This window comes from Serratia sp. TSA_130.1 (assembly GCF_052691795.1).
The window spans coordinates 44,637-65,950 of record NZ_JBQZFS010000005.1; the positions used below are offsets into that span (position 1 = coordinate 44,637).

Genomic DNA, 21,314 nt, shown 5'->3' on the forward strand with positions numbered 1-21,314 from the left:
CCGGCTTTATGCGAAATTCAACGCGGTTCCTGTTAGACTCAACGGCAGAGATCTCAGGATTTTTGCGCGCCGCCCCGCGTGCACAACTACGCCGCTCCGGCACTTTTCTCAACGATTTTCTGATTAATTATGGCAGATTGATGAAAGTAGTCACTCAAGTTGCAGAACAGCGCAAGGCGCTGGAACAGGCCGTTTCTCAGGCTCTGGAGCTGGCACGCGCCGGTTCCGACGCGGCGGAAGTCGCGGTCACCAAATCGACCGGTATCAGCGTCAGCACCCGCTTCGGCGAGGTGGAAAACGTCGAGTTCAATAGCGATGGCGCGCTGGGCATCACCGTGTATCACCGTCAGCGTAAAGGCAGCGCCTCTTCCACCGATCTCAGCCCGGATGCCATCGCCCGCACCGTACAGGCGGCGCTGGACATCGCGCGTTACACCTCTGAAGATCCCTGCGCCGGCCCGGCGGAGAAAGATTTGTTGGCGTTTGAGGCGCCGGATCTCGATCTGTTCCACCCGACCGAGCTGGACGCCGAGCGCGGCATCGAGCTGGCGGCGCGCGCCGAGCAGGCTTCGCTGGCGGCGGACAAACGCATTACCAACACCGAAGGCGGCAGCTTCAACAGCCACTACGGCATCAAGGTGTTCGGCAACAGCCACGGCATGCTGCAAAGCTACTGTTCCAGCCGTCACTCGCTGTCCAGCTGCGTCATTGCGGAGCAGGACGGTGACATGGAGCGGGATTACGCTTACACCATCGGCCGTGCGATGGGCGATCTGCACAGCCCCGAGTGGGTGGGGCAGGAGTGCGCCCGCCGCACGCTGGCGCGTCTCGCGCCGCGTAAACTGTCGACCATGAAGGCGCCGGTGCTGTTCGCCTCCGAAGTGGCCACCGGGCTGTTCGGCCATCTGGTGGGGGCCATCAGCGGCAGCAGCGTCTACCGCAAATCCACTTTCCTGCTGGACGCGCTCGGCAAGCAGATCCTGCCGTCGTGGCTGACCGTCGAGGAACACCCGCATCTGCTGAAAGGGCTGGCGTCAACGCCGTTCGACAGCGAGGGCGTGCGCACCCAACGGCGCGATATCGTCAAGGATGGCGTGCTGCAAACCTGGCTGATGACCAGCTACTCGGCGCGCAAGCTGGGCCTGCACAGCACCGGCCATGCCGGCGGCATCCATAACTGGCGCATTGCCGGGCAGGGCGCAGACTTCGCCGGCATGCTGAAACAGCTTGGCACCGGCCTGGTGGTCACCGAATTGATGGGCCAGGGCGTCAGCGGCGTCACCGGCGATTATTCTCGCGGCGCCGCCGGTTTTTGGGTGGAAAATGGCGAGATCCAGTATCCGGTCAGCGAGATCACCATCGCCGGCAACCTGAAAGACATGCTGCGCAACATCGTCAGCGTCGGCAGCGATATCGAAACCCGCAGCAATATCCAGTGCGGTTCGGTGCTGCTGCCGGAAATGAAGATCGCCGGCCAGTGATCCTCTGTGCGGTCGGCGCCCGCCGGCCGCGCGTTATACCGCCTCAACCTTGCTTACAAATCTCCGGTTTCGATTTTGCCCGGCCTTGCCTATGGTAGCGGTGGGTTAACTAAAACAATAACTGGAAGGTGAGCAAACATGCAGAATACCCTGAAAGCGCTGGCGGCGTTGACGCTGCTGGCGGCCAGTTCGCTGGCGGCCGCCGCCGATCTGGGCGACGATATGGACACCCTGGCGGAAAACTACAAAACGGTGCTGAATACCGACTCCGCCGCCACCCTCAAACAGAGCCTGCAGAACATGCGCGCCGCCGCGCAGGATGCCAAGCAGGGTACTCCGCCGAAACTGGAGAGCAAAGCCGCCGACAGCCCGGAGATGAAAGATTTCCGCAGCGGGTTGGATACCCTGATCGGCCAGATCGATCAGGCGCTGGCGCTGGCCAATCAGGGCAAAGTCGCCGAAGCCAAGCAGCTGGCGCAGGGCTTCAAGCAGACCCGCGACGCCAACCACAAGAAATTCCGCTAACCCGTCAACCGTCGCGCCCGTCTTCCGTCAGATAGGAGGAGGGCGCCTGCCCCAGCACGCGGCGAAACATGGTTGAAAACGCCGCGCTGCTGTCATATCCCATCTCCATGGCCACCTGCGTCACGCTGCGCCCTTCGGCCAGCAGCGCCAACGCCAGCACCACGCAGGCGCGCTGACGCCATTGCGAAAAAGGTAGGCCGGTCTGCGCGCGAAAGAAGCGGCTGAAGGTGCGAATGCTCATGTACAGACGAGGGGCCCATTGCTGCGCGGAGTCGTGGGCGTCGGGGTGCTGCAAAAAGGCGCGGCACAGCTCGCCCAGCCGGGGATCGGCGGGCAGCGGGATGTGCAACGGCAAGGGTTGCAGCCGGGCCAGCTCGTGCAGCAGCAGCGTCGCCAGCGCCCCGTCGCGTCCCTCCCGCTCATACTCCAGCGGCATGTCCACCGCCGCCATCAACAGTTGGCGCATCAGCGGGGTGACGCTAACCACCTGGCAAACCTGAGGCTGTTCGGCGGGCAACGCGCCCGGTTCGAGGTACAGACTGCGGGTAGTGACGCCGACCATCCTCACCGCGTGCGGCATCTGCGGCGGCAGCCACACCGCGTGCTGCGGCGGGACGATCCAATTGCCTTGCTGCGTGAAAACGTGCATGACGCCGGTGGCGCCGTACAGCAACTGCGCGCGCCGGTGGCTGTGCATCGGCAGCAAATGCCCCGGCGGATAATCGGTGCCGATGGCGATCACTGCGCGTGCTACGTGGTCGATGTCATCAATGCGGACGTTGCGCATGTGTCCCCTTTGGCGGCAGGTTGGCCGAAACGCAATGATAGTTGGCCTTTCATATAAAGCAAGCCAGCGGAGGTCGCCCTACTATCGGGGCAGAAAAATAACGCTTGTCCGGGGCGCCGTTATTTTATCGGCCATAAAGCTCGCGCAAGTTTTCACACCGGGGTGAGAAGAAGGTTTTCGTTCTCGCAATACAAGAAGTTAATAAGGAATAAATCGTCATTTTATTCCAACACCTGAAGCAATAGTTCTTAGCGCAGTTCAATGACTATAAGGTGATATTTCATGTATAAGTTCGGTGTGATTGGCGGCGGAGCCGCCGGCATCTCTTTTGCGTATAACTTTATAAAAAATAAGTCGGTTAATCATTGCAAAAGGCCGCTTTCCCTGACGGTGTTCGACAAGCAGGGCTTCAAGGGCGGTATGGCATACAGCAGCGATTTTGACAGCCATATATTAAATATGACGCCGGAAAATATGTCGGCGGATATTTTCGACGACGCGCACTTCGTCGATTGGATCGCCATGCATTTCCCGCAGTTTTGCCAGGATCGTTATCCGCCGCGTTGGCTGTATCGGGAATATCTCGATTTTATTCGCGACATGACGATGTATATGGCGGCGGACAGCAACGTGGCGCTGAATTTCGTGACCGCCGAAGTGAATGCCATTGCGCCGCACGAGGCAGGCTATCGGCTGACCACCGCCTGCGGCGCCGCCGAACAGATGAACGCGCTGGTGCTATGTTCTGGGCATAACCCGCCGGAATGTCTCTATCCGGTGGACGGGGTGATCGCTTATCAGGCCCACCGGGATCTGCCGCCGATCAACCCTTACTCAACCATCGGCGTGATCGGCTGCAGCCTGACGGCGATCGACGCCATCGTTGAACTGATGGAGCGCCTGGGGGCCACCGATATCTGCGCCCTGTCGCGTTCGGGCCTGTTCCCCAGCGTGCAACCGGCGTTGATGCGTCCGCCGCCGGAGGCGTTTGTTGAGGGGCTGCGGCGCTTTGTCGCCGGTAACGATTTTATTGATGCGCATCAGCTGGTGCATGCGATCAATGCCGCGCTGGCGCGTCACTATCCGGGGCCGGAACGGTTGACGGTACTCTCGGCGCTGAGGGAAAGGCGCGATTGCTACCGCGATCTGGCGGACAGCCTCGACCGGGCGCGCTTTGCCCGTGAGCACATCTGCAGCTACCTGGCGGCGATCCATCCGACGGTGTGCGCCGCCTGGGTCAAAATGGATGCCAACAACCGGCAGATCTTCATGCGCTTTTACAACTCCTCCTGGATGCGCAATCGGCACGCCATGCCGATCAAGAACGCCTATAAGATCGTGGCGGCGTTGGAGAGCCAACGCCTGCGCGCCTGCGGTGGCCTGGCGGATATCAGCAAGGGGGCGGACGGATTTATCCTTCGTTGCCATGAGACGCGGGTGCATGCGCAGTATCTGTTCAACTGCACCACGCCTTCTTATCAACTGCCGCCCAACCGCCTGAGCCATCAACTGCTGCAAGACGGGGTGGTGCAGGAGAACCTGTTCGGCGGCGTGAAGTGCAACCCGCACACGCTGAAAATCGCCGATCGCCGCGGCCGCGAGCAGCATCTCTACTCGCTCGGCGCGCCCGCCAAGGGCGACCTTTTTTACACCTCGGCGATGGAATCCATCACGCGAGATATCAGCAAAATCGTGTTTAACAACCCTATTTTCAACGCAAAGAAGGCTGAAGCATGAAAAACGTAGCGCTCTTTGTCGGCAACGACATTTTCTCCTGGCTGGTATGTCAGGATCTGATCGCCGCCCTGAAAGGCGAGTGTGCTTTTACGGTGTATTTCCCCCTGGCGAAAAGCGGCGGCCGCGCCCAGGAGCCGGCGGTTCGCCGCCTGGGGCTGTATGAGCGCGAGGTGCTGAACGATTTCGTGTTCCCGTTCGTTGGCCGCAACGCCGCCGCCTGTGAGGGCGCCTATCAGCCGCCGGCACTGTTCCTGGCCGCCGCCGGGGTCAAAGCGCATCGCGTTCTCGACATCAATGACGCCGCGTTTATCAGCAGCCTGGGTCATATGGACGGGGTGATTTCTTTGCGCTGTTATCAGAAATTTTCCGCCGACTATGTGCGCGCCTTCAGCCGGCGCGGCAAGCTGCTGTGGAACCTGCATCCGGGTGACTTGCCGCGCTATCGCGGGGTGATGACGTTGTTCCGCGCGATGATGAACGGTGACAAGGACTGTGCGGTGACGCTGCATGAAATGGACGAACATTGGGATGCCGGCCCGGTGCTCGCCCGCCTGCCCGCCGAGCTGCGCCACGACCTGTCGTTCCTGGAAAACATGATGTTGCTGGGCGTGCAGAGCGGCACCTTCCTGGCGCGCCAGCTGATGCGGGCGGAACGGAGCGAAGCGATAGCGGCGGAAAAGCAGGGCGATTCGCGCTATTGGGGCTTCCCGGATGCGCAGACGCTGGCGCAGGCGGAACAGGCGGGCATTGAGCTGGTGGATCACGACGCCGTGCGCGAGCAGTATCTGGGGCTGTTTGTCGGCGATCGTTTCCACCCGCTGGCGGGGCAGTTCTGCGCCGGGTTCGACGACTTCGTGCGGGCGCACGGCCATGATTGAAATGTTAATCGTTCTGGGTGCCGGTTTTCTGACCGGCATCACCACCATTCTGTTTGGCTTCGGCGGCGGCTTTGTGGTGGTACCTTTCGTTTACCATTTGATCTCCGCCTCAGGCGAGCAGCCCGGCCAGGCGATGCATATTGCGGTGGCGACCTCGACGGCGGTGATGATCCTCAACGCGGGGTACGCCACCCTGACCAACTGGCGCAGCGGCAACCTGCTGCGGGAAACCATCGTGCCGCTGATCTTTTTCATCGGCATCGGCGCGGCGCTGGGCGCGTTTGCCTCCTCGCTGCTGGCGGACGGCGTGATCCGCGTGCTGTTCGTGGCCTATATGGCGGTGACCATCGCCGACTGTCTGTTCCGCCGGGGGTTCCTGACCAAACCGGCGCGCGCTGAACTTTCCCCTGCCACGCTGTGGGGCGGCGGGCCGCTGATCGGCGGCATCGCCACACTGCTGGGGGTGGGCGGCAGCGTGATGACCGTGCCGCTGCTGCGCCGCCATGGCTATGACATGAAGTATTGCGTCAGCGCCGCCAACCCGCTGTCGATCCCGGTGGCGGTGATCGGGGCGCTGATGTATATCGTGTTGGGGTGGCGCGAGATGAGCGGGCCGCAGTATCTGGGCTACGTCAATCTGAACATTCTGGGGCTGCTGGTGGTGGCGGGGATTGCGGGGATCGTGTTTGCCAGGCGCTGTTTGCCGAAGGTGAGCGATGCGCTGCATGCCAAAATCTATGTGCTGCTGCTGATCGCCGTGCTGATCGCTATCTGCCTCTGAAACAGAAAGGGCGGCCGGATGCCGCCCTGAGAACCGCTTAACGGTGGTATTCGCCCGCCGCTTCCGGCTGGTACAGCAATTCCAGCACTTCAATCCGCGCTTCTTCACCGTTCGGCAATTGCCAGGAGATCTGCTTGCCGACGTGCATGCCGAGCAGCGCTGCGCCCAGCGGCGCCATCACCGACAGCTGATCGTGGCTGTCTTTCAGCGAGGCCGGGTAAACCAGCGTGCGCACGTGCTCTTCATCGGTGTGCAGATCGCGAAAACGCACGCGGCTGTTCATGGTCACCACGTTGGCCGGCATTTTCTCCGGCGGCAGGATTTCCGCGCGATCCAACTCGTCGTTCAGCGCGGCGGCGACGTCGGTGTTGGCAAAGGCCGGTTGTTCCAATAGCGCATCCAGGCGTTCCGCATCCAGCTCATTAATAGTAATGATGGGTTTGGTCATTCCACTCTCCAGTCAAATCAAAGGGCGCCAGTCTGTGCACCCATAAATTCGGAAAAACAACACAAAGCAACACCCCCGCGCCAGAGGAGCGGGGGTGTGGGTAATGTCGATTTGTCCCATTGATAGTAGGCGGTTGGGGCGAGAAAAGAAAGAGATCCCGATCACGAAGGCTTTTATCGTCAATCGAGGCAAAAAAAACCGTTAGCCGGGTTATGTAATTGTTATCTCATTTACTTTTTCGCCTTAGCGCCGTTTTGCGAAATGGATCTCCGCGCGTCATTCGATTTCCACTTCGAACTGGAAAAAACCGGTCTCCACAGAAAATCTTACCGGGGGTAGGGTAAAGACATCACAGAAAGCGGGTTATTCAGGTGATGCGCTTTACGGCTTACTGATTAATGTGGGATCTAGGGGTACTGAAAAGTGAATGATGGATCTGCTTCGATAAAAGAAATTGAACAATCCGATATCAGCGAAGCCGGTGAGATCACCGCTCGGGTGCTGGCGGATATTACCGCGATGCTGAATGCTGAGAATATTTATACCAATGCGGTGCAGCAACAGATGCTGGAGTCGCATATTCGCGCCATGGTGCTGCGCTCAATAACCGGTGAGCCGTTGCCGGAGGTGGATAAATCACTGTTCGACGAAATTTCCGCCGAGTCCATGCAAATGGCGGAGCGCGTGGTGGATCAGTTTGGCACATTGCCTATCGAAGAAGCCTATTTGCTTTCAGTGCACTTCGAAGTGGCGAAAGATAATAACGCATAGCGGTTAACGCATCGATTTCAATCAGGAGAATATACCATGGGTCAAATTACCGTAGTGATCGGCGATCGTTTGGGAAAAGGGCAAAAAGTCGGCCAGGGCGTTGAAAACGCAGGCGGAAAAGCGGTGGTTATCCCCGGCGTGGCGGCGGATATGAAGCTGGGCGACGTCATGAAAGCGGAAAACGCGCAGCTGGGCATCTCTTTTTGCGGCAGCGGCGGCGCCGGCGCGATTACCGCGCAAACCAAATACGGCTACAAAGCCAAATACGGCATGCGTTCGGTGGAAGAGGGCGTGACGGCAATTAACGAAGGCTGCAACGTGCTGGGGTTCGGCTTTATGGATAAAGAAGAGCTGGGCCAGAAACTGGTGGAAGCCTACGTCAAAAAACATGGCAACCCATAATGAAAGAGCAATATACCACATCGGTAAAGGTGGAGGGTAAAGGCGACAGCAAAGCGAAAGCTTTTGCTTCCGCCTTGGCTAATGTGCAGGGCGCGGTATTAAAGTCCACCAACAATATTCTGCTGCGCATCGAGCCGCAGGACGTCAGCGTGGTGAAAGCGGAAGAGAAAATAACAAAAGAGAAATTTCTTTTCTTCTTTTTGCCGCGTGAAAGAAAGAGCTATGCCGTTTCTCTGGAAATAACCGTGAACGTAACCATTATCAATACCGAGAAGGTTGTCTTCGTCACGAAATAAAAACGTTAGCATAAATGAAAGGGTATACTGATGTTTTTAATCATCTTATTTAAATCGATTATTATCGGTGGGCTGGTGGGGGTTGGCGTAGGGGCCGGCGCCGCACGCATGTTCCACGCGCCGACAACACAGGGCATGGGGGCGTTTCGCACCCTGGGCGAGCTGAACTCCTGCGAGGGCGATCCGGCTTCCCACTTCTCATTCGGTCTGGGCTTCTTCTTCAACGCCTGGGCGTCTTCCGTGGCGGCGGGCTCCTTCACGCAGGACGTCGATCACCGCATCATCCCGCACTGGGGCGCGGCGGCCCTGATGGTCAAGAACCGCAATCTGGCGCAAACGCTGCACGATCCGAAAAAAATGGCCATCGCCTGCGGCATCATCGGCATGCTGGTGGTGGCTTTCCTCAATACCACCGCTTCCGCCGTGCCTGCCGCGCTGCAGGTCACCGCGATCAAGGTGCTGGTGCCGGCGGCCAACCTGCTGGTGAACACCGTGATGCCGGTGATCTTCTGGCTGGCGGCGATCGACGCCGGGCGCCGTTCCGGCTTCTGGGGCACCATTTTCGGCGGCCTGGCGCAGCTGATCATGGGCAACGCCGTACCGGGCCTGGTGCTGGGCATTCTGATCGGCAAAGGCGTGGAAGAGAGCGGCTGGAACAAAATCACCAAGATCATGATGGCGGTGATCGTGCTGCTGTTCGTGCTGAGCGGCTTCTTCCGCGGCTTCGACATGAAAGTTCTCGAGTCCTTCAGCCTCGGCGTGCCGGGCTGGCTGGACGCCATTCACAACACCCTGAGCGGTAAATAAGGAGCGGGATGATGGAAGAGCAAACCCAAAAAGGCTTCTGGTACGCCGACTGGTCATTCCCGATTTTTGTTGGCCTGCTGTCCTCCGGCGTGTTCGCCGGGACGCACATGTACTACCTGTACGGCATCGGCGCCTTTAACGAAGTGGCCTTCGTCTCCATGCTGCGGGCGGGGATGGATACCGGCGTGTACGGCGCGGTGGCGGCGTTCGGCGCCAGCTTCCTGTTCGCGCGTATCATCGAAGGTTCGCTGGTAGGCATCCTCGACATCGGCGGCGCGATCCAGACCGGCGTCGGGCTGGGCGTACCGGCGCTGCTTTTGGGGGCCGGCATCGTGTTCCCGGTCGCCAACTTCGTCGCTTCGCTGGCCACCGGCCTGATCATCGGCCTGGCGATCGGTTATGTGATCATTCTGGCGCGCAAATTCACCATCAATCAGAGCAACTCCACCTACGGGGCTGACGTGATGATGGGCGCGGGCAACTCCTCGGGCCGCTTCCTCGGGCCGTTGATCATCCTGTCGGCGATGATCGCCTCGATCCCGATCGGCATCGGTTCGCTGCTCGGCGCGCTGCTGTTCTATATCTGGGGCAAACCGATCACCGGCGGAGCGATCCTCGGCGCGATGATCCTGGGGGCGATCTTCCCGGTAGCCATTTCTTAAGAGGCCTGCGCCAGGCGCCGCCCGAAACTGCGGCGGCGCCCGGGCTAACAGGAGCAATGCGGTATGTATGACTTAGTAATCAGAGGCGCCAGACTGGCGGACGATACGCTGATCGATCTGGCGGTGAAAGACGGCAAAATAGCCTCGGTGGGGCGGTTGGCGGCGGATGTCAGTGCCGTTCGCCAGCTGGATCTGGCGGGCAACTGCCGCCTGAGCGCCGGTTGGATCGATGCGCACGTGCACTGCTATCCCGAATCGCCGATCTACCATGACGAGCCGGATCGGGTCGGCGTCGCCAGCGGCGTCACCAGCGTGGTCGATGCCGGCAGCGCCGGTGCCGACGATATCGACGCCTTTTATCAGCTGACGCGCAGCGCCAAAACCAACGTTTTCGCCTTCCTCAATATTTCGCGCATTGGCCTGCTGCGGCAGAACGAGCTGGCGGAGTTGACGGACATCGACAAGCGCGAGGCCGGCCAGGCCATCGCCAACCATCCCGGTTTCATCATCGGCATCAAGGCGCGCATGAGCAGCAGCGTGGTGGGCAAGAACGGCACCCGGCCGCTGGTGTTGGCCAAAGAGATCCAGCAGGAAAACCGTCGGCTGCCGCTGATGGTGCATATCGGCAACAACCCGCCGGATCTGGACGATATCGCCGATCTGCTGACCCGTGGCGACATTATCACCCACTGCTACAACGGCAAACCGAACCGCATTCTGACGCCGGCGGGCACGCTGCGCGAGTCTATCCAGCGCGCGCTGCGGCGCGGCGTATTGCTCGACGTAGGGCACGGCACCGCCAGCTTCAGCTTCGAGGTGGCGCGCCAGGCGATCAAACTGGGCATTTTGCCGCACACCATCAGCTCCGATATTTACTGCCGCAACCGCATGAACGGGCCGGTGCACAGCCTGGCGACGGTGATGTCCAAATTCTTCAGCGTCGGCCTGACGCTGCCGCAGGTGATCGCCTGCGTGACGGAGAACGCCGCATCGGCGCTGCAGCTGAGCGGCAAAGGGCGGCTGGAGCCGGGCTATGACGCCGATTTCACGCTGTTTGAACTGCGCCGCGAACCGCAGGTCTTCGCCGACGCCGAAGGGCAAACCGCCGAGGGCGAACAGCTGTTGGTGCCGCTGGCCGCGGTGGTGGCCGGGGAAATCCTATTAACCGAACAAGGGGAGGCAAGCCATGTCTTCGATTTATGAAAAATACGGTTTGAAGCAGGTGATCAACACCTCCGGCCGCATGACCATTCTCGGCGTTTCTACGCCGCGCCAGGACGTGATCGACGCCGTTGATTACGGCCTGAACCATTATTTCGAAATCAAGGATCTGGTCAACAAGACCGGCGCCTACATCGCCGATCTGCTCAACGTGGAGGACGCGGTGATCGTTTCCTGCGCCTCGGCGGGCATCGCCCAGTCGGTGGCGGCAGTGATCGTCAAAGATAACGCCAATCTGCTGGTGAACCTGCACTCGGCGCCGGTGACCGTGCCACGCGAGATCGTGCTGCCGCGCGGCCACAACGTCAACTTCGGCGCGCCGGTGGACACCATGGTGGCGCTGGGCGGCGGCAAGGTGGTGGAGGCGGGTTACGCCAACGAATGTTCGCCGGAGCAGATTGAAGCCTGCATCACGCCGCAGACCGCGGCGATCCTGTACGTCAAATCGCACCACTGCGTGCAGAAAAGCATCCTGTCCGTCGAACAGGCGGCGGTGGTGGCGCGCAAGCATAACCTGCCGCTGATCGTCGACGCCGCGGCGGAAGAAGATCTGATGTGTTACTACCAGATGGGGGCCGATCTGGTGATCTACAGCGGCGCTAAAGCCATCGAGGGGCCGACCAGCGGTCTGGTTGTCGGCAAGAAACAGTACGTCGAGTGGGTGAAGCTGCAATCCGGCGGCATTGGCCGGGCGATGAAGGTCGGCAAAGAGGGCATCCTCGGCCTGACCCAAGCGATTGAAAGCTATCTGACGCTTGAGAAAACCACCGGGCAACAGATGGTGGAGCGGATGACGCCGTTCCTCGACAGCCTCAACACCCTGACCGGCGTCAGCGCCAGGACCGTCTGGGACAGCGCCGGCCGCGATATCGCTCGCGCCGAGATCGCCTTTGACGAAGCGGTGCTGGGGCGGTCGACCTATGACATCGTCCAGGCGTTGAAAACCGGCGATATCGCCATCTACTTCCGCGGCTACAAGGCCAACGAGGGCAAGATTGAGGTCGACGTGCGCAGCGTCGACGAGCGGCAACTGATGACCGTCTTTACCTGTATCAAAAATCTGTTTACGGAGAAACAAGCATGAAGCTGCAGCCTAACTACTATCGCGACCGCGTCTGCCTGAACGTGCTGGCCGGCTCCAAAGCCAACGCGCAGGACATCTACGCCGCGGCGGAAGGCCATGTGCTGGTGGGCGTGCTCTCCAAGAACTACCCGGATGTCGATAGCGCGGTGACCGACATGCTGCGCTATGCGCGCCTGATTGAAAACGCGCTCTCGGTCGGCCTGGGCGCCGGCGATCCGAAGCAGTCGGCGATGGTCAGCCTGATCGCTCAGCAGGTGCAGCCGCAGCACGTTAACCAGGTGTTTACCGGCGTCGGCGCCAGCCGTGCGCTGCTGGGCCAGAACGACAGCGTGGTCAACGGCCTGGTGTCGCCGACCGGCCGCGTCGGTTGGGTGAAGATCTCTACCGGCCCATTAAGCGCCGCGGCGCCGGACGGCATCGTGCCGGTGGAAACCGCCATCGCCCTGCTGAAAGACATGGGCGGCAGCTCCATCAAGTATTTCCCGATGGGCGGCCTGAAGTGCAAGGACGAGTACCAGTACGTAGCCAAGGCCTGCGCCGAGCATGACTTCATGCTGGAGCCGACCGGCGGTATCGATCTGGAGAACTTTGAGCCGATCGTCGAGATCGCGCTGGCGGCCGGCGTGAAACGCGTGATCCCGCATATCTACAGCTCGATCATCGACGCCGCCAGCGGCGATACGCGTCCGCAGGACGTGAAAGCCCTGCTGGCGATGACCAAAAAGCTGGTGGGTTGAACGCGTAATGGGATGAGGTAAACGCTGGGAGGCGAAGGTTTTCCCGTGGCGCGGCATGCCGCGCCGTTACCTATATTGAGGACTACTATGCGAAACTGGCAGGCTCCAACCCGACGCGCCGCGTTGTTCCTGGCGCTGCTGGCCGTGACCGGCCCGGCGCTGCATGCTGAGGATGCAATGAACTCCACGTCATCTCATTTTGCCTATATCGGCACCTACAATCCCAACGGCGAAGGCGTTTACCGAGTGCGGGTCGATCCGGCCAGCGGCGCGTTGAGCCAGGTTACGCTGGTCAGCAACGTGCCGAATCCGGCGCAGCTGACGTTGAGCACTGACGGCAAGACGCTGTATGTCGCCAGCGAAGTGGCCGATTTCAACGGCGGCAAGCACGGCGGCATCACCGCCTACCGGGTCAATCCGGCCGATGGCGCACTGACGCAGCTCAACCAGGTGGATTCGCAGGGGGCAGGGCCGGTGTATCTCACCTCGACGCCGGACGGGAGGCATCTGCTGGTAGCGAACTACGTCAGCGGCAGCGTGGCGGTCTTCCCGATTGAAGCGGACGGCAGCCTGGGCGCCGCCAGCTCGGTGCAGCAGCAACAGGGCCCGGCGGGCGCGGCCAAACCGGCGGCAGCGGTGAACGGCAGCTTCGCCATCAGCGATCACAACGGCCCGCATGCCCATATGATCGCCAGCGATCCGAGCGGCAAGTTCGTGTTCTCCACCGATCTGGGGTTGGATCGCATCTACCAATGGCGCTTTGACGCCGCGAGCGGCCGGCTGACGCCGAACGATCCGCCGTGGATCGCCGCCTCTTCCGCCGGCGCGGGGCCGCGTCACTTTGTGTTCCATCCGGACGGCGAAACCGTGCTGCTGGTGAACGAAGAGGCCTCGACGTTGACCAGCTACCGTTTTGATCGCCAAAAAGGTACTCTGAAACAACTGCATGCGGTTTCCGCGCTGCCCGCCGACTATCAGGGCACCAGCTTCGCTTCGGGGCTGGCGCTCAGCAAGAACGGCGACACGCTGTACGTCGCCAACCGGCTGCATAACAGCATTGCCCAGTTCAGCGTGGGCGCCGGCGGTGAGTTGAAACCGGTGGCGGAAACCTGGACCCGCGGCGATTATCCGCGTTCGCTGGCGCTGAGCCCGGATGGCCGCTATCTGTATGCGTTGAACCAGCGCAGCGATAACGTCACCCGCTTCAGCGTCAACCCGACGGACGGCAAACTCAGCTTTGTGGGCGGCTATCTGCCGATCGGCAGCCCCTCGCAAATGGCGTTCCTGCCGCCGCCGAAGTAACCTGTGGCCCGCCCGGTTCACCGGGCGGGCCGCCTGATTGACGGACACAGAATGGTGCGATTTCCTTACCCGCGTTTGGCTTACTTGTTCGATGCTTTGCAAACCGAGACTTTGCCGCAGGATGAGCTGGCGAAGCGTTTCGCCGTGTCCACCCGCACGGTGCGGGCGGATATCACCGCGCTGAACGAGATCCTGGACAAATATGGCGCGCGCTTCGTGCATAGCCGCGGGGCCGGCTATCGTTTGCAGGTCGATAATGCCGCGCTGTTCAGCGCCCTGCAGCATCAGGAGCGCCGCAAACACGCCACCCCGCGCAGCGCGCAGGAGCGAGTGCATTATCTGCTGGTGCGTTTTTTGACCTCAGCCTTCTCCCTTAAACTGGAAGATTTGGCTGACGAGTGGTTCGTCAGCCGCGGCACGCTGCAAAACGACATGGCTGAGGTGAGAGAGCGTCTGGCGCACTATCAATTGACGATCGAAACCAAGCCGCGCTACGGCATGAAGCTGTTCGGTGCGGAGATGGCGATCCGCGCCTGCCTGACCGACCTGCTGTTCCAGCTGCAGTTGGCCGACGCCGAGAACCCGCTGCTCAACAACGAGATCCTGCTGCAGCCGCAGGTGGCGGCGTTCGCCGGATTGCTGCACCCGCTGCTGTCGCAATATGCCATTCGTCTGACCGACGAGGGCGAGCAGTACCTGATTTTCTACTGTGCGGTGGCGCTGCGGCGCATCAACGATGGCTATCCGCTGTCGGACTTCGAGGTGGAGGACGGCGACGAGGCGGTGCGCCAGGTGTCGACCCGCCTGGCGGCGGAGCTGCGTGCGGCCTCCGGCAAAGAGATCTCGATGGCCGAAGAGGCCTATCTGCGGGTCAACATCGCCGCGCGCCGCGTGCAGGACGTGCAGCCGACCGAAATCAACGCCGACGATGAAGAAGCGCTGGTGGACTACATTCTTTCCTACATCAACGCACACTATAACTACAACCTGCAGGGCGACGAGCAGCTGCGGGCCGATCTGCTTACCCATATCAAGACCATGATTACGCGGGTGAAATACCAGATCAACATCCCCAATCCGCTGTTGGCCAACATCAAGCAGCACTATCCGATGGCTTACGACGTGACGCTGGCGGCGGTCTCCAGCTGGGGCAAGTACACGCCTTATACGCTGAGCGAGAACGAAATCGGTTATCTGGTGTTGCACATCGGCGTGGGGCTGGAGCGACATTACAACATCGGTTATGAACGCCACCCGCAGGTGATGCTGGTGTGCGACACCGGCAACTCGACGGTGCGCATGATCCAGGCGCAGATTGCGCGCAAGTACCCGCAGCTGGTGATGACGCGCATCGTCTCGCTGCGCGATTATGAGATGCTCGCGCACATCGACGAAGACTTCGTGATTTCCAACGCCCGCATCGGCGAAAAGAACAAGCCGGTGGTGGTGATGTCGCCGTTCCCGACCGATTATCAGCTGGAGCAACTGGGCAAACTGGTGCTGGTGGATCGCACCCGACCGTACATGCTGGAGAAGTTCTTCGACGCCGAGCATTTCATGGTGCTCAACGAGCCGCTGACGCAGGCGGAACTGTTCAGCCGGGTGTGCGGCCAGCTGGAGCGGGAAGGGTACGTCGGCGCGGACTTTTATCCGTCGGTGGTCGAACGCGAGGCGATCGTCTCCACGCTGCTGGGCGAAGGCATCGCGCTGCCGCACTCGCTGGGGCTGCTGGCGAAAAAGACCGTGGTGGTGACGCTACTGGCGCCGCAGGGCGTCGCCTGGGGCGAGGGCGAGGTCGCGCACGTGATTTTCCTGCTGGCGATCAGCAAGAGCGACTATGAAGAGGCGATGGCGATCTATGAGCTGTTCGTCACCTTCGTGCGTGAACGCTCAATGAGCCGCCTGCTGGGCAGCGACAGCTTCGACAGTTTTAAGGCGGTGGCGCTGGACTGCCTGAGCCGGAGTTGAGGGGAATTAATCCGCTTCCGGCAGGAACAGGGCTGGGGGCAGATTGAAGCGTTTGGCCAGCGCCATAATGTGCGGAATGGTCAGCGATCTTTTGCCGTTCAGGATTTGGTTGACCAACGACTTTTTGCCGATCTCATGTTCAAAATCACTTTGGCTGAGTTGGTGCTGTTCCATCAATACGCGAAGCGCGGCCACCCCCTGCGGGAGTTGGGCGATACGCTGGTTGAATGCGGTAAATTCGGCGCTGTTGTCTTCATATTCGGCGATTTTTTTTGCCAACATGTCAATCAGCGGATGGCGTTCATCGTTTTCCAGCAGATATTCCACCAATTCGAGCGCTTCTCGGTAGTCTTGCTGAGCGTGGCTGCCCTGCAATAAGGGTACGGCGCGCAGTAGCGCATCGGCCGCCTTAATGGCATCTGTAATCATGACGAACTCCTTCGATAGTGCTGCATCAGCTTGTCGTATTCGGCGTGGCTAACGATATGCTTTATGAAGACTTTCTGTGTCTCGAAGCTGGCAAAGAACAAGATCCGCAGGTGGTTGCCGCCGACGTCAATGACCCACCATTTCTCTTTGTACTTCATACGATCGAGCGAAGGAAAAAGCGCTTTTAACTCGTCCGGCGTGCGGAACTCACCCCGTCGCAACGCTTTATAAATGGCCTCGAGAGCAGTGGCTTCATTGGGATATTGCTTCGTTGCGTTATTGAACGGTTCCCTGGAAATGATATGCATCGTTCCTTCGATTCCTACCCGGTGAACATTATAGCGACTGCCGGTGAAGTTCACAAATTGTAAACTTTCTGTTGTCCCGCAAGCAAAGCGTGGGGAAACATCCGCCTGTTGTCTGTTTTTGCGTTACACACTATTGCGATTACCGTGGTGGGGGTAAATCCATAACGTGAATTTACAGGCGGTTACGGCTGCTTCTGGAAGCGGATTCGCAAAATGAGAAACGGGAGGGCTACACTATGGGAAGGGCGGAGGCAACACATGCGCCGAGGCGACGCATGGGAAGAGTCTCAGCGACTAATCTTCATCAAACCCGGAGTTGAACAGCTCGACCACCGCCGCCAGCGCGTTGACTTCATCGGGGCCGGTCGCTTCGACTTCGATGTGCCGACCCTGGGCGGAGTCCAGCATCAGCAGCGCGATGACGCTGCTGGCTTCGGCTTCGGTGCCGCTTTCGTTGCGCAGCATCACTTCGGCGTCGAAGCTTTGCACCAGTTCGAACAGTTTCATCGCCGGGCGCGCGTGCATGCCCAGCTTGTTTTTGATTTCAACCGTCTGTTTGACCGTCATTGTTTGCGCTTTTCCAGCGTGCGGTGGCGCGATTGCACGTTCTTGCCGCGCGAGCGGAAGTAATCGGCCAGCTGTTCCGCCACGTACACCGAACGGTGTTTGCCGCCGGTACAGCCGATGGCGACCGTCAGGTAGCTGCGGTTGTTGGTTTCCAGCATCGGCAGCCACTGTTCCAGATAGCTGCGGGTCTGGTAAATAAAGTTATGCACTTCGGTATGGCGATCGAGGAACGACGCTACCGGCTTGTCCAGACCGGTCATCGGCCGCAGCTTCGGATCCCAGTGCGGGTTAGGCAGGAAGCGCACGTCGAACACGTAGTCGGCGTCGATAGGAATACCGTGCTTGAAGCCGAAGGATTCGAACACCATCGTCAGTTCGCGCTCGCGTTTGCCGAGCAGGCGGGTGCGCAGCATTTCGGCCAGTTCGTGCACCGACATTTCCGAGGTGTCGATAATCAGGTCAGCCCGCGAGCGCAGCGGTTCGAGCAGATCGCTCTCTTCGTCGATCGCGCTTTCCAGCGACAGGTTTTTGCTGGAGAGCGGGTGCAGGCGGCGGGTGTCGCTGTAACGGCGGATCAGCGTGTTGCGATCGGCGTCGAGGAACAGCAGCTGCGGCGAGAAGCTGTCCGGCAGCTGAGTCATCGCGTATTCGAACACTTCCGGCGATTCCGGCATGTTGCGCACGTCGATGCTGACCGCCGCGGAGATATTGCGTTCCGCCAGCGTATTGGCGAGCTGCGGCAGCAGAACCACCGGCAGGTTGTCAACGCAGTAAAAACCCATGTCTTCCAGCGCCCGCAAGGCGACGGATTTTCCGGAACCGGAACGGCCGCTGACAATCATCAGCACCATGTGGCAACTCCCCTGGCATCGCGGCGGCGTTCATCGCCACCGTTAAACTTTGTTATTCCGGCCGTAGCCGGATCCATCATCGTAAAACAGTATCGTTATCCGGGCTGGAAGTCACGCCGGCCGGGCATCACTCGGTGATGATTTGGTAAAGTTCTTCGTCGCTCTGCGCGGCGCGCAGGCGGCGGCATACGGTTTTGTCTGCCAGGCGTTTGGCGACCAGCGACAGCGTATGCAAATGGGTTTTGCACTGATCGGCAGGCACCAGCAGCGCAAACAGCAGATCGACCGGCTGATTGTCGATAGCGTCGAAAGCGATGGGTTGGTCGAGACGGATAAACACGCCAACGGCCCGCAGTGTGTCCTCTTCCAGTTTGCCGTGGGGAATGGCGATACCGTTGCCGATACCGGTGCTGCCCATGCGCTCCCGGGTGAGAACCGCGTCAAACACCACCTGCGAAGGCAGATTGAGCTGTTTGGCGGCCAGTTCGCTGATAATTTCCAAAGCCCGCTTCTTGCTGGTGCAGTGTACCGAGCTTTTGGTGCACTCGATGTTTAACACCGAGCTTAATTGCATATATTCGTTGTTCATCTCATCTTCACTTAAAACCGCGCCGCCGGGCGAACCCGGCAAGGCGGTTTTTCGTCGGTTTTGACCCTGATTACCGTTCGGCGCGTCACCCATGCGGGTCACGCGCCGAAGGGAGAGGCGGCGACGGATGCCGCCTCACGGAATGGGTCAGGGTGTCAGTGTTGCTTCAATTTGTCTTTATGTTTGTTCAATTGACGTGCCAATTTGTCGATCAGCGTATCAATTGCGGCATACATATTCTCGTCTTCCGAGGTGGCGTGCAACTCGCCTCCATTCACGTGCACCGTTGCTTCCGCAATTTGCTGCACTTTTTCCACACTTAATACAACATACACCTGATTGATGCGATCAAAATACTGTTCGAGTTTGGCGAACTTGTTGTTCACGAACTCGCGCAACGGATCGGTGATTTCGATGTGGTGTCCGGTAATGTTGAGCTGCATAGTGTCTTCCTTCTCAATAGAGGTCAAACCAACTGTTTGCGCTGGTTCGACGGCGGGATGGACAAAGACTCTCGGTACTTGGCGACGGTGCGCCGGGCCACGATGATCCCCTGATCGGCGAGCAGGGTGGCCAGCTTGCTGTCGCTGAGTGGTTTGGCGGGGTTTTCCGCCGCAATCAATTTCTTCACCAACGCGCGGATCGCCGTCGAGGAGGCTTCGCCGCCGCTGTCGGTATTCACGTGGCTGGAGAAGAAATATTTCAATTCGAAAATGCCGCGCGGGCTGTGCAGAAACTTCTGCGTGGTGACGCGCGAGATCGTCGATTCATGCATCTCCACGGCCTGGGCGATATCCGCCAGCACCATGGGTTTCATAAACTCTTCGCCTTGCTCGAAGAACGCCTGCTGCTGGCTGACGATGCAGCGGGTGACCTTCAGCAACGTCTCGTTGCGGCTCTCCAGGCTTTTAATCAGCCACTTGGCTTCCTGCAGGTTGCTGCGGATGAACTGGCCGTCGGCTTCGCTGCGGGCGCTGTTACCCAGCGCGGCGTACTGCTGATTGATCTTCAAACGCGGCACGCTGTCGCCGTTGAGCTCGACCGTCCATTTGTTCTGCGTCTTGCGCACCAGCACGTCCGGGATCACGTATTCCGATTCGCCGGTATTGATCGACTGCCCCGGGCGCGGATCGAGCGACTGAATCAGCAGCATCGCTTCTTTCAGTGTATCTTCTTTTAGCCGGGTTGATCGCATCAGGCTGCGAAAGTCGTGGTTGGCCAACAGATCCAGATGCTCGCTGATGATCAGCCGCGCTTCGGCCAGATAAGGCGTATCTTTGGCGTATTGGGAGAGCTGCACCAGCAGGCAATCGCGCAGATCGCGCGCGGCGACGCCGATCGGATCAAAACGCTGCACGCGCTTCAGCACCGCCTCGACTTCCTCGAGGGTCACGTTCTCGTCGCCCAGGCTTTCCAGAATGTCTTCCAGCGGGACGGTGAGATAGCCGGTGTCATCCACCGCGTCGACGATGGAAGTGGCGATGGCGGCGTCGGTATCGGAAAACGGCGTCAGATCCACCTGCCACATCAGATAATCCTGCAGCGTTTGGGTGGTCTCGCCCTGATAGACCGGCAGCTCGTCGTCGCTGTAGTCGGTGCCGGTGCCGGACGGCGTGCCCGCGGTATAGATTTCATCCCAGGTGGCGTCCAGCGGCAGCTCTTCCGGCATGTCTTTCTGCTCCAAGGCCTCGCGGGTATCGAGCCCCTCGGTCTCCTGGGTTTCTTTGGCGTCGATTTCGTCGTGCAGATCGGTCTGTTCAAGCAGCGGATTGCTCTCCAGCGCCAGCTGGATCTCTTGCTGAAGCTCAAGCGTGGACAACTGCAGCAGGCGGATCGCCTGCTGGAGCTGAGGTGTCATGGCCAGCTGTTGGCTGAGCCTGAGTTGCAAACCTTGCTTCATAGTTTTCTGTCTACTTCCGTTAACGGTGTCGTCCCGCAGGACGCGCCGGCGCTTAGAGGCGGAACTCTTCGCCCAGATAAACGCGTTTAACCTGCTCGTCGGCCAGAATAGCATCCGGCGTGCCGTGGGCAATCAGTTTGCCCTGGCTGACGATGTAGGCGCGTTCACACACGTCCAGCGTCTCGCGCACGTTGTGGTCGGTGATCAGCACGCCCAGGCCGCTGTCACGCAGGTGCTCGATGATTTTTTTGATGTCGATAACGGAAATCGGATCCACCCCGGCGAAGGGTTCGTCCAGCAGAATGAATTTCGGGTTGGCCGCCAGCGCGCGGGCAATTTCGACGCGGCGGCGTTCACCGCCGGACAGCGCCTGGCCGAGGCTGTCGCGCAGATGGGAGATATGGAACTCTTCCATCAGCTCTTTGGCGCGGTCTTCGCGCTGTTCGCTGGTGAGATCGGGACGGATCTCCAACACCGCCATCAGGTTGTCGTACACGCTCAGGCGGCGGAAGATCGACGCTTCCTGCGGCAGGTAACCGATGCCGCGGCGCGCACGGGCGTGCAGCGGCAACAGGCTGATGTCTTCCTCGTCGATCACGATGCGCCCGGCGTCGCGCGGCACGATGCCGACCACCATGTAGAAAGTGGTGGTTTTACCGGCGCCGTTCGGGCCGAGCAGGCCGACGATCTCGCCGGATTTCACTTTCAGGCTGACGTCTTCGACAACTTTACGGCCCTTGTAGGCTTTCGCCAGATTTTCTGCGATGAGTGTTGCCATAAGTG

General features: G+C 60.0%; 25 protein-coding genes. 15 read left to right on the plus strand and 10 right to left on the minus strand.

All coding sequences use genetic code 11. The features are described from left to right. Positions 1-140: 140 nt before the first annotated feature. Together pmbA and cybC are read left to right on the plus strand one after the other, a co-directional pair. On the plus strand, positions 141-1,481 hold the full coding sequence (gene pmbA / locus ACUTQY_RS17640; RefSeq protein ID WP_042785444.1) for a metalloprotease PmbA: 1,341 nt from the start codon (positions 141-143) through the stop codon (positions 1,479-1,481). Positions 1,482-1,619: 138 nt separating this feature from the next. After that, positions 1,620-2,006: a cytochrome b562 gene (gene cybC, locus ACUTQY_RS17645; protein WP_033644470.1), complete on the plus strand. Its 387-nt coding sequence runs from the start codon at positions 1,620-1,622 to the stop codon at positions 2,004-2,006. A gap of 4 nt (positions 2,007-2,010) precedes the next feature. On the opposite strand, the gene ACUTQY_RS17650 is transcribed toward cybC, so the two are convergent. After that, positions 2,011-2,793 (minus strand): AraC family transcriptional regulator, encoded by a 783-nt coding sequence (locus ACUTQY_RS17650; RefSeq protein ID WP_033644472.1) that lies wholly within the window; start codon positions 2,791-2,793, stop codon positions 2,011-2,013. A 282-nt stretch (positions 2,794-3,075) separates the two neighbouring features. On the opposite strand from ACUTQY_RS17650, the gene ACUTQY_RS17655 reads away from it, so the two are divergent. The 3 genes from ACUTQY_RS17655 to ACUTQY_RS17665 are packed head-to-tail and all read left to right on the plus strand — an operon-like array spanning position 3,076 to position 6,189. Then, positions 3,076-4,530: an FAD/NAD(P)-binding protein gene (locus tag ACUTQY_RS17655; protein ID WP_046687881.1), complete on the plus strand. Its 1,455-nt coding sequence runs from the start codon at positions 3,076-3,078 to the stop codon at positions 4,528-4,530. Further along, positions 4,527-5,408, plus strand: coding sequence for a formyltransferase family protein (locus tag ACUTQY_RS17660; RefSeq protein WP_033644476.1), 882 nt, complete (start codon positions 4,527-4,529; stop codon positions 5,406-5,408). Before ACUTQY_RS17655 ends, ACUTQY_RS17660 begins: the two co-directional genes overlap by 4 nt. Further along, the gene (locus tag ACUTQY_RS17665; protein ID WP_033644477.1) at positions 5,401-6,189 is read left to right on the plus strand and encodes a sulfite exporter TauE/SafE family protein; all 789 of its coding nucleotides are present in this window, start codon (positions 5,401-5,403) and stop codon (positions 6,187-6,189) included. The genes ACUTQY_RS17660 and ACUTQY_RS17665 overlap by 8 nt, the downstream gene beginning before the upstream one ends. 37 nt (positions 6,190-6,226) lie before the next feature. On the opposite strand, the gene rnk is transcribed toward ACUTQY_RS17665, so the two are convergent. Further along, positions 6,227-6,637: a nucleoside diphosphate kinase regulator gene (gene rnk, locus ACUTQY_RS17670; protein ID WP_004936993.1), complete on the minus strand. Its 411-nt coding sequence runs from the start codon at positions 6,635-6,637 to the stop codon at positions 6,227-6,229. A gap of 444 nt (positions 6,638-7,081) precedes the next feature. Here rnk and ACUTQY_RS17675 point away from each other — a divergent pair, with 444 nt between their 5' ends. From ACUTQY_RS17675 to ACUTQY_RS17720, 10 genes are all read left to right on the plus strand, one after another. Continuing rightward, positions 7,082-7,408 (plus strand): glycine dehydrogenase, encoded by a 327-nt coding sequence (locus ACUTQY_RS17675; protein ID WP_089192640.1) that lies wholly within the window; start codon positions 7,082-7,084, stop codon positions 7,406-7,408. Between the two features lie 36 nt (positions 7,409-7,444). Beyond that, a complete protein-coding gene (locus tag ACUTQY_RS17680; RefSeq protein WP_004937000.1) occupies positions 7,445-7,810 on the plus strand; it encodes a glycine-rich SFCGS family protein in 366 nt (121 codons plus the stop codon). Beyond that, positions 7,810-8,106, plus strand: coding sequence for a DUF4312 family protein (locus tag ACUTQY_RS17685; RefSeq protein WP_004937003.1), 297 nt, complete (start codon positions 7,810-7,812; stop codon positions 8,104-8,106). Before ACUTQY_RS17680 ends, ACUTQY_RS17685 begins: the two co-directional genes overlap by 1 nt. Positions 8,107-8,136: 30 nt before the next feature. Continuing rightward, a complete protein-coding gene (locus ACUTQY_RS17690) occupies positions 8,137-8,913 on the plus strand; it encodes a DUF4311 domain-containing protein (protein ID WP_004937006.1) in 777 nt (258 codons plus the stop codon). A gap of 11 nt (positions 8,914-8,924) precedes the next feature. Further along, a complete protein-coding gene (locus ACUTQY_RS17695; protein ID WP_342188189.1) occupies positions 8,925-9,575 on the plus strand; it encodes a DUF4310 family protein in 651 nt (216 codons plus the stop codon). A 63-nt stretch (positions 9,576-9,638) separates the two neighbouring features. Beyond that, positions 9,639-10,778 (plus strand): amidohydrolase/deacetylase family metallohydrolase, encoded by a 1,140-nt coding sequence (locus ACUTQY_RS17700; protein WP_046687879.1) that lies wholly within the window; start codon positions 9,639-9,641, stop codon positions 10,776-10,778. Beyond that, positions 10,762-11,880 (plus strand): DgaE family pyridoxal phosphate-dependent ammonia lyase, encoded by a 1,119-nt coding sequence (locus tag ACUTQY_RS17705; protein WP_046687878.1) that lies wholly within the window; start codon positions 10,762-10,764, stop codon positions 11,878-11,880. Before ACUTQY_RS17700 ends, ACUTQY_RS17705 begins: the two co-directional genes overlap by 17 nt. Then, the gene (dagF, locus tag ACUTQY_RS17710; protein WP_046687877.1) at positions 11,877-12,617 is read left to right on the plus strand and encodes a 2-dehydro-3-deoxy-phosphogluconate aldolase; all 741 of its coding nucleotides are present in this window, start codon (positions 11,877-11,879) and stop codon (positions 12,615-12,617) included. Before ACUTQY_RS17705 ends, dagF begins: the two co-directional genes overlap by 4 nt. A gap of 87 nt (positions 12,618-12,704) precedes the next feature. After that, the gene (locus tag ACUTQY_RS17715; protein ID WP_046687876.1) at positions 12,705-13,919 is read left to right on the plus strand and encodes a lactonase family protein; all 1,215 of its coding nucleotides are present in this window, start codon (positions 12,705-12,707) and stop codon (positions 13,917-13,919) included. 51 nt (positions 13,920-13,970) lie between these two features. Beyond that, positions 13,971-15,887: a BglG family transcription antiterminator gene (locus ACUTQY_RS17720; RefSeq protein WP_033644486.1), complete on the plus strand. Its 1,917-nt coding sequence runs from the start codon at positions 13,971-13,973 to the stop codon at positions 15,885-15,887. A 6-nt stretch (positions 15,888-15,893) separates the two neighbouring features. Here ACUTQY_RS17720 and ACUTQY_RS17725 read toward each other — a convergent pair whose 3' ends face one another. From ACUTQY_RS17725 to lptB, 8 genes are all read right to left on the minus strand, one after another. Beyond that, positions 15,894-16,316, minus strand: coding sequence for a helix-turn-helix domain-containing protein (locus ACUTQY_RS17725; protein WP_033644489.1), 423 nt, complete (start codon positions 16,314-16,316; stop codon positions 15,894-15,896). Then, positions 16,313-16,624 carry a type II toxin-antitoxin system HigB family toxin gene (locus tag ACUTQY_RS17730; protein ID WP_004937033.1) on the minus strand — a complete coding sequence of 104 codons (312 nt, stop codon included), beginning with the start codon at positions 16,622-16,624 and terminating at the stop codon, positions 16,313-16,315. Before ACUTQY_RS17730 ends, ACUTQY_RS17725 begins: the two co-directional genes overlap by 4 nt. Positions 16,625-16,918: 294 nt before the next feature. Then, positions 16,919-17,191 (minus strand): PTS phosphocarrier protein NPr, encoded by a 273-nt coding sequence (gene npr, locus ACUTQY_RS17735; protein ID WP_004937034.1) that lies wholly within the window; start codon positions 17,189-17,191, stop codon positions 16,919-16,921. Beyond that, positions 17,188-18,042 (minus strand): RNase adapter RapZ, encoded by an 855-nt coding sequence (gene rapZ / locus ACUTQY_RS17740; protein ID WP_015379177.1) that lies wholly within the window; start codon positions 18,040-18,042, stop codon positions 17,188-17,190. Before rapZ ends, npr begins: the two co-directional genes overlap by 4 nt. 127 nt (positions 18,043-18,169) lie before the next feature. Continuing rightward, positions 18,170-18,631, minus strand: coding sequence for a PTS IIA-like nitrogen regulatory protein PtsN (gene ptsN, locus ACUTQY_RS17745; protein WP_016930212.1), 462 nt, complete (start codon positions 18,629-18,631; stop codon positions 18,170-18,172). A 155-nt stretch (positions 18,632-18,786) separates the two neighbouring features. Further along, on the minus strand, positions 18,787-19,074 hold the full coding sequence (gene hpf, locus ACUTQY_RS17750) for a ribosome hibernation promoting factor (RefSeq protein ID WP_004937038.1): 288 nt from the start codon (positions 19,072-19,074) through the stop codon (positions 18,787-18,789). 23 nt (positions 19,075-19,097) lie between these two features. Beyond that, positions 19,098-20,531: an RNA polymerase factor sigma-54 gene (rpoN, locus tag ACUTQY_RS17755; protein WP_043141961.1), complete on the minus strand. Its 1,434-nt coding sequence runs from the start codon at positions 20,529-20,531 to the stop codon at positions 19,098-19,100. Positions 20,532-20,583: 52 nt separating this feature from the next. After that, on the minus strand, positions 20,584-21,309 hold the full coding sequence (lptB, locus tag ACUTQY_RS17760) for an LPS export ABC transporter ATP-binding protein (protein ID WP_004937040.1): 726 nt from the start codon (positions 21,307-21,309) through the stop codon (positions 20,584-20,586). Positions 21,310-21,314 lie beyond the last annotated feature (5 nt).